Consider the following 14,501-nt stretch of genomic DNA (forward strand, 5'->3'; position numbering starts at 1 on the left):
ATTATTGCTCCTCCTGTATATGCAAACTGATGGCAAAATGCCCCGAGAAATCCTCAAATACGTACAGATCATAGGTCCAGCTCACATGTCCGGTGAATCCATCCATCCGAATATCGAGCTTCTGCGTATGCGCAGACATGTTCAGGTTTAAATAAGGCGAGCGGTAAAATCCAGGCAACCTGCGTCCCAGCGCAAACGACTGCTCTGATTGTACCTCACCATGACGAATCAGCTTTAGCTCATCCGGTCCGATTTTGACTGTGTTCCGTGTCGTACCGCCCTCAGGACTTTCTTGCGGCTCATCGTACCTTATATATAGATGCTTCCCACGCACGATCGCTTCTCCGGGAAGTTCCTGTACCACATCTTCTCCGTCATGATGACTATGAAGACGGATTCGGACCTTTGCATTATGTGGCATGTATTCAAACTCCATTCTATTGCTATCCTACTGTACTACTATATCCAGTTCCCGATTGCAATTCAAATGAGTTTTTACAAAAAGATGCTTTCATCCAAAAAATTTAGCTACCTTAAGTCAGCTTCATCGGATGCTTGGCTAAAACTTTCAATGAATCGAGAGGCTAGAGAAGACATGTATTTATCCTTCAGCCAGACAGCTGCCACACGCGTATGCAATTCTTCACACATAATTTCCTTAATGATTAACTGGTTATTGCTTCCGAGTGACAACGCAGACCGCGAAATCATACCGATCCCCAGTCCTTCATTAGCCCAGTGAAGCGTGGTGCGGGCATCATCGTTTTTGCAAAAGAAATTTGGCTCAAAGCCATGCTTCATACAGGTATCGTGGATCAATTGTTCAAAGCGGCGATATACGATGAGCGGCCTGTTTTTCAAATCAGACAACGGGATGGTCTTCTGTTCGGGGTTCCAGTCATGTTCTTCTGTCATCACTGCTATCATCGGCTCGGAGGACGCATATCTGCACCCTAAATCGGTGGTATTAAAAGGGGTTCTGACGATACCGACCTCTACAATTCCTTTGTTCAAAAGATCAAGAATCATGAAGGTATTTCCCTCATGAATTTCGAATTTTACACCCGCATAGGTTTTATGAAATTCGGAAAGCCTGTCTTTCATCAGGGCTGCGCCGGAAGAGGAGACCGTTCCAATGGTGAGCGTCCCCTTCATCCCCAAGGCAAAATCGTTTATTTCTCTCGTTGTGGCATCTGTCAGCTCCAAGATCTGCTTGGCCCTGTTCTGTAAAATGATGCCGGCCTCCGTCAACTGGATACTTCGTGAGCCTCGATGCACGAGCTTTACACCAAGCTCTTCCTCTAGCTGCATGAGCTGCTGACTTAAAGGAGGCTGCGCGATTTGCAGCTTTTTGGCTGCCGCTGTAATCTGTCCGGCCTCTGCGATCGCCAAAAAATACTTGAGATGTCTCAATTCCATCCTTATGGACCTCCGGTACTGATATATGTAAAACCTATACCTCTAATATATATTAAATATTATTCATATGGTTGGGGATGTGCCATAATCAAATTCAGTTATGCTATTGCGGCATGAGGCTATATACATTATTTAGGTTAGGTGATGGTTTATTTGCTGAAATTTGCTGTTTTTTTGAAACCTTATAAAAAGGAAACGATTCTTGGACCTCTGTTTAAATTGATTGAGGCCATCTTGGAACTATTGCTGCCTACTATGGTTGCTTTAATGATCAATCATGGCGTAGGTAAAGGAGACACCCATTATGTTTGGCAGATGGGTCTTTTGATGTTACTCATGACTATACTGGGCTTTGGCAGTTCATTAGTGTGTCAGTTTTACGCAGCCCGTGCCTCTCAAGGATTCGGAACTACGCTGCGCAATACGATGTTTAAGCATATTTCATCGTTTTCTTATGCTGATCTCGATAAGTTCGGTACGCCCTCGCTCATTAACCGGATTACGAATGATGTCAATCAGCTCCAAACGGCTGTAGCAATGCTGATTCGTCTGGTCATTCGTGCCCCTTTTATTTGTATCGGGGCTATTATCATGTCAATGATTCTGGATTTCCGCCTGGCTTTGGTGCTGTTGGCGGCTACACCAGTTCTGGCTTTGATCCTATATGTGGTCATTACGAAGGCTTCACCACTGTATCGTCGGTATCAGAAAAAATTGGATAAAATCGCCCTGGTGCTAAGCGAAAATCTTACAGGCGTACGGGTCATACGCGCATTTGCCAAAAGAGGAGCTGAACGAGTTAAATTCAACACTGCTTCAGATGACCTGACTCAGACCGCTATTCGTGTCGGACGTATTTCTGCTTTGCTAAGCCCTGCCACCTTGCTGGTGGTGAACGGAGCTATTATTGCAATCCTGTGGATCGGCGGCATCCATATCCAATATGGATCTCTTACACAAGGGGAGATTATTGCCTTTATTAATTACATTACGCAAATTTTACTGGCTCTGATTGTGGTGACCAATTTAATTATTTTGTTCACCAAGGCTGCCACTTCAGCAGCGCGGATTCAGGAGGTCCTAGACACGCAAGCTTCGATTTCCGACACTGCTGCTACTTCTACACCTATAGACAGGGAGGGAACAACTGAGCATGGCGCTGTACCAGCCATCTCTTTTGATCATGTTTCCTTTGGATACAATACGACAGGGCAACTGGCGCTTAGCGATGTAGTGGTAAACATCTATCCCGGTGAAACGGTCGGCATCATCGGAGGAACAGGTTCGGGGAAATCCACCTTTGTGAATCTCATTCCCCGCTTCTATGATGTAGTAGAAGGTCGTATAGAGGTTGATGGCATTGACGTACGGCAGTATAAGCTTGAGCAATTGCGGCAGAAAATCGGTATTGTTCCTCAGAAGGCGCTGCTGTTCACTGGAACTATAGCGGATAATATCCGTTGGGGGCATGAACACGCCACCGATGAGGAAGTCGCTCAAGCTGCAGCAATCGCGCAAGCAGATGAGTTCATTTCCAACTTGCCGGAGAAATTCGATGCTCCGATCACCCGAGGGGGGCTTAATCTGTCGGGAGGACAAAAGCAGCGACTTACCATTGCCAGAGCTATTGTCGGCAATCCACAAATTCTCATTTTGGATGACTCCTCAAGCGCACTTGATTTTGCTACCGATGCCGCCCTCCGTAAATCGCTACGGGAAAATAGCACCAGTATGACCGTCCTGTTGGTCTCGCAACGAGTAAGCAGCGTACAGCATGCTGATAAAATAATTGTGTTTGATGAGGGGCGGATTGTCGGTATCGGCACACATGAACAGTTGATGAGCAGCTCAGATGTGTATCAGGAAATTAATCATTCCCAGCTCTCAACGCAGGAGGTAGACCAATGAGTGGCAAGGAAACCTGGAGAAGATTGTTAACCTATGTGGGTCAATATAAAACAACAACATTTTGGGTCATCGTCAGTGCGTTTCTCAGCGTGCTTGCCAGTCTGATCGGACCCTACATGATTGGTCAAGCTATCGACCACATGGTGGATAAGGGAGCAGTGGATTTTAAAGGTATTGCGCAGATTCTAGCTGGATTAGGCCTTGTATATGTAGTAGGAAGTCTATTTAGCTGGCTGCTCACGTATTTGACGAACCGGATTGCTTTTCAGACTGTAAATGATATGCGGCGGGAATTATTTGATCATTTTAATATCCTTCCGTTAAGCTTTCATGACACTCATCCACAAGGAGACAGCATTAGCCGTTTTGTGAACGATATGGATGCTGTGTCGGATGGATTGCTACAAGGATTTTCCACATTGATTACCGGGATTATTACAATTATAGGCTCCATTGTACTCATGCTGTATATCAGTCCGATCATGACGTTGGTCGTATTGGTGTCTGCCCCGATCACATATGGCGTGGCACGGTTCATTACTACAAGGTCGCAGCGTATGTTCCGCGAACAGGCCAAAATTTTAGGAAGCCTGAACGGTTACGTCGAAGAAATGATCGGCGGACAACGGGTAGTTACCGCTTTTCATTATGAAAACCGCTCGCTTGAGGAATTTTCCGCCAGAAACGAACAATTGTATCAAGCCGGGGTGAAATCGCAGTTTTACGGATCATTGTCCAACCCCTCCACCCGATTGGTGAACAACATGACTTTTTCAGTCACCGCCATGATTGGCTGTATCTCCATCATTTTGGGCGTGATCTCGGTAGGCGGATTGTCGAGCTTTCTAATTTATACCAATTTGTTCGCCAAGCCCTTTAATGAAATTACGGGTGTGCTGACCCAGTTCCAGGCAGCTACGGCTTCTGCTCAACGCATATTTTCGATTTTAGACTCACCGCCAGAGCAGTCGGAAAAATCGAACGCCGTACAGCTGGAGCGCAGCAAAGGCACGATTCTTTTTGATCATGTCAAATTCTCCTATAATCCTGAACGTACGCTCATTACGAACTTTAGTCTGGAGGTTAAGCCAGGCACTCGTGTGGCCATTGTCGGGCAGACCGGAGCTGGTAAAACCACACTCGTCAATCTGCTCATGCGGTTTTACGATGTGGACAGCGGCTCGATATCCATCGACGGAATGAATATCAACGACATGAGCCGGGACAGCCTGCGGACTAACTTTGGTATGGTACTTCAAGATACTTGGCTGTTCAGCGGGACCATTCGGGACAATATCGCTTACGGGAAGCCGGAGGCTACAGACGAAGAAGTCATCGCGGCTGCAACAGCTGCCAATGCGCATAGCTTCATCAAACGACTGCCTCATGGCTACGATACGGTCATCAGCGGATCGGGCGATAGCCTGTCGCAAGGCCAAAAGCAGCTGCTCACTATCGCGAGGGTGATCCTGGTCGATCCACCTATGCTGATTCTGGATGAAGCGACCAGCAGCATAGACACCCTGACAGAAGCGCGTATCCAAAAAGCATTTATGAAAATGATTGCCGGACGCACCAGCTTTGTGATCGCCCACAGACTATCGACCATCCGCGAAGCGGATTTAATTTTATACATGAAAAACGGCGATGTCGTCGAAAGTGGTACCCATGAGGGACTTCTTGCCAGCGGCGGCCATTATGCCTCGCTCTATAACAGCCAGTTCACTACGGCTTAAAAGACTGACCGGATACGGTCGCATCATTAAGGTCAACGTTCTTTTAAAAAGTCGGTTGCTTTTTAAGCAAACGGCTTTTTAAATTTTTCTTTGATAAATTCGCCTCTTATATTATATAATAAAACACGAACAAATGTTTCTGTTTCATCTAAACCTTATGGTTTGTGTATAGCCAACACCTATGCATGGGTTCCAGTTGGGAGGCTGAATATGGATATTAATGAATTTCAAAAGTGGGTCAAGCAATATTATCAGGAGAGAAACTGGTCTGATTTGGATATCTTTGTCCGAATTGGTTTCTTGGCAGAGGAAACCGGGGAGGTTGCGAGAGCTATTCGCGCCCTGGAGATCGGCAGAGACCGGCCTGATGAGATCGATGGTTCATTCGAGGAGAACAAGGACCATTTAACTGAAGAACTTGGAGACGTACTGGGTAATCTCATCGTGATCGCCAACAAGTATGACATCACCTTGGAGGATATATTTCGAACACACCAGCAAAAACTTGCAAAAAGATATACATAAAGGAGAATCTCATATGAAAAGCATTGCTGTTTTTTGCGGTTCCAGTAATGGAGCGTCTGAGATTTATCGAGAGCATGCTGTTGCTCTGGGCAAGACACTTGCCGAACAGGAAATAAGCCTGGTTTATGGAGGAGCAAGTGTTGGTTTAATGGGTGCAGTGGCTGACGCTGCACTTCATGCAGGAGGTCGCGTCATCGGTGTGCTCCCTCACTTTTTGCAAAGCCGTGAAATTGCACATAATGGCCTGAGCGAATTAATCATTGTTGATTCCATGCACGAACGAAAATCTAAAATGGCAGAGATTGCGGATGGATTCATTGTTTTACCAGGTGGCCCAGGTACAATGGAAGAATACTTTGAAATCTTCACATGGGCGCAATTAGGCTTGCATGAAAAGCCATGCGGTCTTTTAAACATTAACCATTATTACGATCCTCTTATTACCTTGTTCGATCGTATGGCTGAGGAACAATTTATGCAGGAAAAATATCGTGCGATGGTAATTACGGATACCACTCCGCAAGGAATCCTACGGCAATTTACAAATTACACTCCTCCTGCCGTCAAAACATATCTCAAAAGCAAACGGACCTGACATTAGAAATGGCACATACTGCTCAACAGATATACCAATTAATTTAATAGTTATAAAAGGAACACCACCGTCAACGTTATTCCAGTGGTGTTCCTGTAAAATTGAGGAGAATTGCAGGCTTTTATTCTCCCCAATCGTCACGTTCACTTTTACAACTGCATTTAATTATGTAGTCATCCAATGAATGATGTCACGCCTAACGAGAACCCCAATTTTAAATCCCAGCGCCCGTAGCGGTTGGATGGTCCATTTGCTCACTTTCCTGAAAATCCCTGCGATACAACCAGCCGATCAAGATAGCAATGGTCGTCATAGCCGCGGCCAACAAATACACCTGTACCATACCGAAACGGTCTGCATACCAGCCCATAAATAACAAGGACAGACCGAAAGCGAGATTTGTAAGCACATCAATTCCCGCCATCACTTTGGGCAGCTGGGCTGCCGGTGCACTGGTTTGCAGCAAGGTGCGGCGAATAATCCCAGCCATTTGAACAGGTAAGCCTGATACAGCAAAAAGAATAAGCGCAGCAACGGGGATTGTATTCAGCGCAAATACAATTGTAATCAGTACATACACCAGCAACGCTCCGAGCATGTACAAAAAGCTGTTCTTTTGCAATCGCTTGACCAAGCCAACGACAATCAATCCACCCAAGATCGTGCCCGAGAAAAAGGACGCATTCATAAAGCCCCACCAGCTTGCATCCCGATGCAGCACTTGACTGACGTACGCCAAAATAAATACGCCGAGCCAGGAGACTCCCCCAATACTATCCACACTATCGACGATCATCAGAGAACGAATACGACGGTTGTGCCAAATGATTTTCCAGCCTTCCCCAAGCTCTTTCCAATGGGAGCCTTTTTCCTTTCCCTTTGCAGGTTCTACTAGATTTGTTGAGGAATCCGAAGCTTCAAGACTTAATTCCTTCTGATCCAGTGGATCGCGGACGAAGGACGTGACAGTTACAGCTACGAGATAACAACCGGATGCGATCACAAGCGTATTCAGGGAACCCAGCCAAGCCACAATAATTCCGCTCAACGCCCAGCCTGCACACCTGACCACCTGATCACTGACCGCTACCATGCCGTTGGCCCGCATTAGCCCTTCACCCGTAGCCAAACGGGGTACAAGCGCATTACGCGCAGGATTTGTCCAGCCATCCAGAAAAGACATACCAAACACCATCACAAAAATAAATAGAAACGACCTCTGCTCCGGTACGATCCACAAATAAAGCAGCAGCAGCGTAAAAATGACAAACTGCCCAAACTGGGAAAATAGCAACACGCGCGTCAGCCGAAATCGGCCGAGGACGATCGGTGCAACGAGCCCACTAAGCACTTGGGCAGACAATCGGAACAACGGGATTAAAATAGTCGTCATTAAGGAATTACTTGAACTGAACACCAATACCACTACACTCAACATGTAGATGATATCTGCTACGTTGGAGATCGTCTGAGACCCCCACAGGTAATAAAAAGAGCGTCTGATCAAAAAAGTTTCCCCCTCTTTGGTACATCGCCAATTTATGTATTTCCATAACCAAACCTCCCTTGTTGATATTACAAATCTGTTAATTGTCTGGTTTTTTGTATATTCTACACACACCCTTAAATTTCCTTCTTTTATCTTAAAAGGAAATCCGGTGTCCAGTATGCTTTCATAGCCTTTTCCAAATCTTATCCAACACAAAAAAGCGCCTATAGCGCTCTTTCTCACCCAAAAACAGGCAATAAAGACCACTAAGGCGCTTCTTAAAATGTTTACTTCGTTAAATCTTCCACAAATTTAGGTAATACAAACGCCGCTTTGTGTAGACGCGGACTGTAATATCGGGTGTCCATCTCTGGAATTCGGGTCTCGTCTACTTCGAGCGGATCATACTTCTTACTACCCAACGTGAATGTCCAAAGACCGCTCGGATAGGTCGGAATGTTCGCACCATACACACGCACAATCGGGAAAATTTCCTTCACATCTTTGTTGACCTTCTGAATCAGGTCTGCCTTGAACCAAGGATTATCCGTTTGCGCAACGAAAATGCCGTCTTCCTTCAACGCTTCAAAAATACCTTGGTAAAACCCGCGCTCAAACAGCGGGGCTGCCGGACCTACCGGCTCCGTCGAATCGACCATAATGACGTCGTATTCATTTTTGTGTTCAATAATGTGCATGTATCCGTCATTGACCAGCACTTCTACATTAGGCTCGTCCAGCTTTCCTGCGATTTCAGGCAAATATTTTTTGGAATATTCAATCACCTTACCGTCGATCTCAACCAATACAGCCTTCTCCACTTCAGGGTGCTTGATAACCTCACGAATAACGCCGCCATCGCCACCGCCCACAACCAAAACTTTTTTCGGATTCGGATGTGTATTCAAGGCCGGATGTGCTACCATTTCGTGATACACAAATTCATCCTTAACCGTTGTCATCACCATGCCATCCAGAACAAGCATATTGCCGAATTCCTCAGTCTCGATCATAGCCAGATCCTGAAAATCTGTTTTCTCAGAGACGTAGGTTTGTTTGATTTTTGCTGTAATGCCGAAAGAGGGAGTCTGCTTCTCCGTAAACCACAAGTCCATCATTCCAACCTTCTTTCTGATCAAAGTATGTGTCCGGCAATCCGGTAGCATAAACGTTGACTTTCCTTATATCAGCAACACGCAAACGCCGAGTTTGCTATATTTATTGTACCAAACGCATTGGAATTTCACACTTTTTGCATTATAAGTGATACCTGAATGGACTGCAAAAGCAATTTGGAGATTTAATCTTGTTTAAAATAGACACGTGTGTGTATCTGATGAATAGACGCTTTCGGATTGACTATACTGAGAACATCAACTATGGAAGGAGGTGGCATGATGACCGATACGACCGGGCGATCCCCCAAGCGTAAACCGCTTTGGCTTCGATGCTTTCAAGGACTGATGTCTCTCACTATTCTGACGGTCATCGCCGCCTGCATCCTGCTCGCCTATTTGTACACGACCAGCCTTCCGCTCGCGGATACGGATCGGAATTCACGTCTGCTCGATAGTCAAGGGCAAGTCATCGCCACTTTCTCTGCTGGAGGCAAAGAATCCATTCCGGTCCAGCTTGATCACATTTCACCCGATTTGATTGCAGCTACCCTGGCTGTGGAAGATCGGAAATTTTACGATCATTTCGGCTTTGATTTCAAAGGTCTGGGCCGGGCGGTAATCGTAAATCTGACCCGCTGGGATATGTCGCAAGGGGCCAGCACGCTGACTCAGCAGCTTGCACGCAATCTGTACTTATCTCATGAGAAAACGTGGACTCGCAAGGCCAAGGAGGCCATCTATACCGCACAGCTTGAAATGAAGTACACCAAGAATGAGCTGCTGCAAATGTATTTGAACGAAATTTACTATGGTCATGGCGCCTATGGCATTGAAGCAGCTTCGCAAATGTATTTCGGTAAATCCGCAAAGGATCTGGATTTGGCCGAAAGCGCCCTGTTAGCAGGTATTCCGAAAGGACCGACCTACTATTCACCGTATAATCATATGAAAAATGCAAAGGATCGGCAGAAAATTGTACTGGACTCCATGGCGCTCACCGGCAAAATTACTCCGGCCGAAGCCACCAAGGCCTATGAGGAAATGCTGGCCCTGCGGCCCGAGAGCCAGCGCCGGACAGTGGAAGCCGCTCCCTGGTTCCGCGATTACGTCCGCCAACTGGCGACTCATCAGCTTGGGATTAGCGAAGGGGTGCTTGAGCATGGTGGCCTGAGCATTTATACCACGCTGGATATGCACATGCAGCAAGCAGCCGAGGCGGCTGTAAACGAGGGCATGAAGAGCAGCAACGGACTGGAAACCGCGTTAATCTCCATGGACCCGCGCAACGGACATGTCAAGGCCATGGTCGGCGGAACGAACTATGTCGGGAATCAATATAATCATGCGCTGGCCACAACCCGGCAGCCAGGCTCCGCTTTCAAGCCGATTATGTATCTGAGCGCGCTGGATTCCGGCGAATTAACGAGTACGTCCAAGTTCGAAAGCCGACCGACGTTGTTCCACTACGATAACAATCGCAAGACCTATAAGCCCAAAAATTTTGGAGACAAATATTTGGGTGAAATAGATCTTCGGCGCGCAATTGCGGCGTCCGATAATATCTATGCCGTTAGCACCATTTTGAAGGTGGGAACGGATAAGGTCATGGACCTCGCCAGCAAAATGGGCATTACAAGCGAGCTCAAGCCCGTACCTTCGCTGGCGCTGGGCGTGTCGCCCGTCAGCCCGTTCGAGATGGCCTCGGCCTTCTCGGTCATCGGCAGCGGCGGGCAAAAGGTGGCTCCGGTGGCAGTGCTGCGCATCACCGATGCGGCCGGGCGGTCGCTGTACGAAGCGCCCCAAGCCGCGCCCGTGCAGGTGGTGAAGCCCGCCTCCGCCTACGTCCTCACACGCCTCATGGAAGGCGTGTTTGAAGAAGGCGGCACCGGCAACCGGGTCGCGAAGCTGATCAAGCGCCCGGTCGCCGGCAAGAGCGGCACGACCAACACCGATGCGTGGATGGTCGGCTTTACCCCCGAGCTGTCCACCGCTGTCTGGGTCGGCTACGACAAGGGCAAGGCCATCAGCACACAGGATGCCCGACGGGCGGCTCCGATTTTTGCGCAATATACGGAGAAAGCGCTGGAGAATGTGCCGCCCAAAATCTTCCCTATCCCTGACGGCGTAGTCAGCGCTTATATTGATCCGGCCAGCGGCAAGCTGGCTGCATCGGACAGCCCGGACAAGCGGCTGGAGGTATTCGTCAGCGGCACGGAGCCAAAGGATACGCTGTCGGGGCAAGATAACCCACCGGCAGCAACGCCAACTGACCAAGCGGAGCGACAAGCCGAAAAGAAATCGTGGTGGGGCAATTTTAAGCGTTGGTGGATGGATTAATAGCAAAAAAAGACTGGGAGAACGCGATGAGCGCTCTCTCAGTCTTTTTATTTTCGCTTCACTTACCTCATTTACCCATTTACCTCTCTTGCCAGTGCCATCAGCCATCATCCCGTTAAGCCCCGCTCTTCCCTAAAGCTGCGCGATTACCAATAACAGCTAAACGACTCAATACGGTTAGTGTCTACACCGTAATAAAACCAAAAACGACCACTCCACCGGAAACCCGCTACGGATGTCCTGCCTACAAAGACAGGGTACATCCAGAAACGCTCCCCGTTCGTCAGCCATACAAACGTGTTGCGGAACAAACAACCGAAAATGGCTCCAGGGTCAACCGCATACGCCGAAACCAGCGGCTTCGGTGGCGTAAATTGCGGTGGTGGGGAAGTTGGTGCTTGAGTTTGCTGCCCACCTTGCGGACCGAATGGCCCCTGCGGCGGCGGTGAGAACGGCTGTGGCGAAAATGGCCCTGGGCCTGGTGGCGGACCTATCGGAGATGGGAAGGAATCCTGCATATCAGGAAATTGTGGAATCGAAGGACCTGACGGCGTGAATGGACCCGGAGTACCCGGTTGCGTTCCGAAAGGAACTTGTGGCAGTAAAGACATGTGTTTCACTCCTTGTGTTCTAGGCTGATGTATCCTATGCGGGACATCAGCCCGCGGACTGGGCGAATCCCCATATCGCCGCCAAACTCCGCTATTTCGTCCTTTTACATCAAAAATTCTTATTTCCTGTTACGATTAACTCCCTTTCTGAACATGCTCCAGCTCAATTTCATGCACCATTTTAATCTCGACTCGTTTCCTTAGCTCATAATACCGTTCCAGCAGTCGGTGCTCAACCCCCAACTGTTCATTCATCCAGCCTATAATAGAGTCATCGTGATGTTCGTTAGACCAGCTAAACAAATCGCTATATAGCTGACCAAATGATTCCTCATTGCTGCGAGCGAACCGGATCGGTCGGGCTGTATAGCTTAGCTTGAGTTCCAACATCTCATATAGCACGTCCAAACGATATTCCAATGCCTGTACATCTTCTTTGGATGCATCGTAGCTTTTTATATCCTGAACGAGCTCCCTAAAGGTTAGCCCTACATGCTGCATAGCAAAATAAGACCACACACAACTGCCTGTAGCCGTTCCATGAGCCTCCCAAAACGGATTCCACAGGATAGAGCGAATCGTATCCTTCTGCCCTTCTCCAAACAATGCTATTCCAGCAATAATTCCTGCATTACAGTCTACGGAAGCATGTTGCTCTCCCCAATGTACCAATCGCGGAATCATATCTTCAGTAGTGCATTTAAAGCTTAACAGAGGTAAGAATTCATTAAACAAATTCTGATCCAACACTTTTTCCAATTCAGCCGCTAGTTGTTCACGATACGGTTCGCATGGAAGATGTACCAGTCCCAAACAGGCATCCACAGACGCAACTCCATATGGCCCATTCACCAAAGCGACAAGATCAGCAGCAGCCTCCACATAACCCAAATAACCTAGCACATACAGCACACCGTCAGGTATATGTTCTGGGGATGCCTGATTTTGAACGTAACGCTCGTACATATCCTGCGCCAAAGTAACATCCCCGCATCTCATGATCGGCTGGAGGAGTAACCCCCGGATATAATGATGGGGATCTTCTACAAAAAGCCTGTATAACTCCCAAGCATCCTCCATGGTCCCATATTGGGCAACCACATCCGTATAAGCGGAAATGATGCTGGCGTCCAGCTTCTTGCCTGAGCCGAACATATCAATAAGCCCTGCTGTCGCGTCCATCATCCTGTTTTCCCCTTTCCCATGTTTGCATACCTTTTCTTTATGAAGCACTTCTCCACTGTTGAATATTTCTATTAAAAAAGAGGAAAGATGTTATCATCTACGATCCAGTCTAGGGAGTTGATCTCATGCAAGATTCCAGTCCAAAAATTACAACATTTTTCATGTTCTCAGGTCAAGCAGAAGAAGCCATGCAATATTATACCTCTGTATTTAAGCCGTCTGGTATTATGAGCATTTTTCATCAGGAAGATGGAACCGTGTTACATGCCGTATTCAACCTCAAAGGGCAGACTTTTATGGCTATTGACCAAAATCATCACAACAAACACCCTTTTACCCCAGCTCTATCGCTACTCGTCACTTGTGATTCGGAAGAAGAAATCCATAGCGTGTTTGACCAGCTATCTCAGGAAGGCCGAGTTCTAATGCCCCTTGAAGCCTCTCCCGTAAGCCAACAATTTGGGTGGGTTGAAGATAAATACGGAGTCTCATGGCAATTGAACCTGGCAAAAGACTAAATTTCTTCTCTAAACGATCCAGCAGACTCTAGAAGTCTATGAAAAAACAATAGACCATGCTCCATCTTTTTTTGGTAATATTATATTTAATAGGTGCCAGTAAAAGGATGTGTGTTTATTGTATAGTGCAAATTGTGAACAATGTTTTGGTTTATGCTGTGTAGCCTTGCCTTATGCAAAATCAGCTGATTTTGCTTTTAATAAGGATGGAGGAACTCCTTGTCAAAACCTAAATGCGGATTATCGTTGTGATATTCATAAGAATCTAAGAAACAACGGCTTGCGAGGCTGTACGGTATATGATTGCTTTGGAGCAGGTCAAAAAATTTCCCAAGTTACATACAACGGAAAAAGCTGGCGAGACCACCCGGCAATAGCTGAGGAAATGTTCAGTATATTTCCCATCATGCAACAGCTTCATGAAATGCTTTATTACCTAAATGAAGCCCTTAACTTAAAAGAAACTCACCCCATCTATACAGACTTACAAAAAGCTATGGCGAAAACCGAGCAGCTTACGGATCAAGATCCAAAATCCCTCATAAATCTTCATGTACCAACCCATAGGGCGTTAGTCAATGATTTACTTTTACAAACAAGTGAGTTAGTACGAGAAAAAGGTAAGAAAAACTTAGAGCGCAATAAATATAATAAAAAAATCAGGAGTAGAGACCTTATCGGGGCAAATTTGAGAGGCGCCAATCTTAGGGGTGCCAATTTGAGAGGAGTTTTACTTATTGCTGCTGACCTCCGAGAAGCCGATATGAGAATGACCGACCTTATCGGTGCGGATTTTAGAGACGCTGATTTAAGTGGAGCTAATCTGGAAGGAAGTATTTTCCTTACACAAGCGCAATTAAATTCGGCTAAGGGCAATTGTAAAACCAAACTGCCCCCCTCTCTAAGCATTCCCGGCCATTGGCTGCATTAGTTTTTTTCTAAAGAAACATTGCTTACCTACATGAAAAAGAAATAGACCGCCCCCCACAAAGGTAACGGTCTATTGTTGGACCCTACTGCCGACTGCTCTTTAAGCAGTGGTTGTATACTGGAGTCGTGT

Annotated in this window: 13 protein-coding genes; 7 read left to right on the top strand and 6 right to left on the bottom strand. The window is 46.9% G+C overall.

Annotated elements, in window-relative coordinates:
• Nucleotide 1: 1 nt before the first annotated feature.
• Both MKX30_RS26160 and MKX30_RS26165 read right to left on the bottom strand, forming a co-directional pair.
• Nucleotides 2–436 carry a DUF1934 domain-containing protein gene (locus MKX30_RS26160; protein WP_013308207.1) on the bottom strand — a complete coding sequence of 145 codons (435 nt, stop codon included), beginning with the start codon at nucleotides 434–436 and terminating at the stop codon, nucleotides 2–4.
• A 92-nt stretch (nucleotides 437–528) separates the two neighbouring features.
• Complete coding sequence (locus MKX30_RS26165) at nucleotides 529–1,419, bottom strand: LysR family transcriptional regulator (RefSeq protein WP_068939376.1); 891 nt, start codon at nucleotides 1,417–1,419, stop codon at nucleotides 529–531.
• Nucleotides 1,420–1,572: 153 nt separating this feature from the next.
• Between MKX30_RS26165 and MKX30_RS26170 the strand changes: the two genes are divergently transcribed.
• From MKX30_RS26170 to MKX30_RS26185, 4 genes are all read left to right on the top strand, one after another.
• Complete coding sequence (locus tag MKX30_RS26170) at nucleotides 1,573–3,327, top strand: ABC transporter ATP-binding protein (protein WP_071559511.1); 1,755 nt, start codon at nucleotides 1,573–1,575, stop codon at nucleotides 3,325–3,327.
• Nucleotides 3,324–5,063 (top strand): ABC transporter ATP-binding protein, encoded by a 1,740-nt coding sequence (locus MKX30_RS26175; RefSeq protein WP_076161135.1) that lies wholly within the window; start codon nucleotides 3,324–3,326, stop codon nucleotides 5,061–5,063. Before MKX30_RS26170 ends, MKX30_RS26175 begins: the two co-directional genes overlap by 4 nt.
• A gap of 210 nt (nucleotides 5,064–5,273) precedes the next feature.
• Nucleotides 5,274–5,588 (top strand): MazG nucleotide pyrophosphohydrolase domain-containing protein, encoded by a 315-nt coding sequence (locus MKX30_RS26180; protein ID WP_025718465.1) that lies wholly within the window; start codon nucleotides 5,274–5,276, stop codon nucleotides 5,586–5,588.
• A 13-nt stretch (nucleotides 5,589–5,601) separates the two neighbouring features.
• Nucleotides 5,602–6,183 carry an LOG family protein gene (locus MKX30_RS26185; RefSeq protein WP_254349278.1) on the top strand — a complete coding sequence of 194 codons (582 nt, stop codon included), beginning with the start codon at nucleotides 5,602–5,604 and terminating at the stop codon, nucleotides 6,181–6,183.
• A 214-nt stretch (nucleotides 6,184–6,397) separates the two neighbouring features.
• Here MKX30_RS26185 and MKX30_RS26190 read toward each other — a convergent pair whose 3' ends face one another.
• Together MKX30_RS26190 and speE are read right to left on the bottom strand one after the other, a co-directional pair.
• Nucleotides 6,398–7,690 (bottom strand): MFS transporter, encoded by a 1,293-nt coding sequence (locus tag MKX30_RS26190; protein ID WP_209940751.1) that lies wholly within the window; start codon nucleotides 7,688–7,690, stop codon nucleotides 6,398–6,400.
• Nucleotides 7,691–7,959: 269 nt separating this feature from the next.
• Nucleotides 7,960–8,787, bottom strand: a complete 828-nt coding sequence (gene speE, locus MKX30_RS26195; RefSeq protein ID WP_053324352.1) for a polyamine aminopropyltransferase — start codon at nucleotides 8,785–8,787, stop codon at nucleotides 7,960–7,962.
• A 282-nt stretch (nucleotides 8,788–9,069) separates the two neighbouring features.
• Between speE and MKX30_RS26200 the strand changes: the two genes are divergently transcribed.
• A complete protein-coding gene (locus MKX30_RS26200; protein WP_103744921.1) occupies nucleotides 9,070–11,127 on the top strand; it encodes a transglycosylase domain-containing protein in 2,058 nt (685 codons plus the stop codon).
• A 146-nt stretch (nucleotides 11,128–11,273) separates the two neighbouring features.
• Here MKX30_RS26200 and MKX30_RS26205 read toward each other — a convergent pair whose 3' ends face one another.
• Together MKX30_RS26205 and MKX30_RS26210 are read right to left on the bottom strand one after the other, a co-directional pair.
• On the bottom strand, nucleotides 11,274–11,738 hold the full coding sequence (locus MKX30_RS26205) for a hypothetical protein (protein WP_028542587.1): 465 nt from the start codon (nucleotides 11,736–11,738) through the stop codon (nucleotides 11,274–11,276).
• 135 nt (nucleotides 11,739–11,873) lie between these two features.
• Complete coding sequence (locus tag MKX30_RS26210; RefSeq protein ID WP_028542588.1) at nucleotides 11,874–12,923, bottom strand: hypothetical protein; 1,050 nt, start codon at nucleotides 12,921–12,923, stop codon at nucleotides 11,874–11,876.
• A gap of 125 nt (nucleotides 12,924–13,048) precedes the next feature.
• Here MKX30_RS26210 and MKX30_RS26215 point away from each other — a divergent pair, with 125 nt between their 5' ends.
• Complete coding sequence (locus MKX30_RS26215) at nucleotides 13,049–13,441, top strand: VOC family protein (protein WP_028542589.1); 393 nt, start codon at nucleotides 13,049–13,051, stop codon at nucleotides 13,439–13,441.
• A gap of 118 nt (nucleotides 13,442–13,559) precedes the next feature.
• Complete coding sequence (locus MKX30_RS26220; protein WP_049828494.1) at nucleotides 13,560–14,372, top strand: pentapeptide repeat-containing protein; 813 nt, start codon at nucleotides 13,560–13,562, stop codon at nucleotides 14,370–14,372.
• The last annotated feature ends 129 nt before the right edge of the window (nucleotides 14,373–14,501 follow it).

The organism is Paenibacillus sp. FSL P2-0173, from assembly GCF_038008045.1.
GTDB lineage: Bacteria > Bacillota > Bacilli > Paenibacillales > Paenibacillaceae > Paenibacillus > Paenibacillus polymyxa_B.

Excerpts from the sequence above, each read along its gene's own strand:
- MKX30_RS26160 (WP_013308207.1), bottom strand. The coding sequence starts at position 436 with ATGGAGTTTGAATACATGCCACATAATGCAAAGGTCCGAATCCGTCTT.
- MKX30_RS26165 (WP_068939376.1), bottom strand. The coding sequence starts at position 1,419 with ATGGAATTGAGACATCTCAAGTATTTTTTGGCGATCGCAGAGGCCGGA.
- MKX30_RS26175 (WP_076161135.1), top strand. The coding sequence starts at position 3,324 with ATGAGTGGCAAGGAAACCTGGAGAAGATTGTTAACCTATGTGGGTCAA.
- MKX30_RS26180 (WP_025718465.1), top strand. The coding sequence starts at position 5,274 with ATGGATATTAATGAATTTCAAAAGTGGGTCAAGCAATATTATCAGGAG.
- MKX30_RS26185 (WP_254349278.1), top strand. The coding sequence starts at position 5,602 with ATGAAAAGCATTGCTGTTTTTTGCGGTTCCAGTAATGGAGCGTCTGAG.
- speE (WP_053324352.1), bottom strand. The coding sequence starts at position 8,787 with ATGGACTTGTGGTTTACGGAGAAGCAGACTCCCTCTTTCGGCATTACA.
- MKX30_RS26200 (WP_103744921.1), top strand. The coding sequence starts at position 9,070 with ATGACCGATACGACCGGGCGATCCCCCAAGCGTAAACCGCTTTGGCTT.
- MKX30_RS26205 (WP_028542587.1), bottom strand. The coding sequence starts at position 11,738 with ATGTCTTTACTGCCACAAGTTCCTTTCGGAACGCAACCGGGTACTCCG.
- MKX30_RS26210 (WP_028542588.1), bottom strand. The coding sequence starts at position 12,923 with ATGATGGACGCGACAGCAGGGCTTATTGATATGTTCGGCTCAGGCAAG.
- MKX30_RS26215 (WP_028542589.1), top strand. The coding sequence starts at position 13,049 with ATGCAAGATTCCAGTCCAAAAATTACAACATTTTTCATGTTCTCAGGT.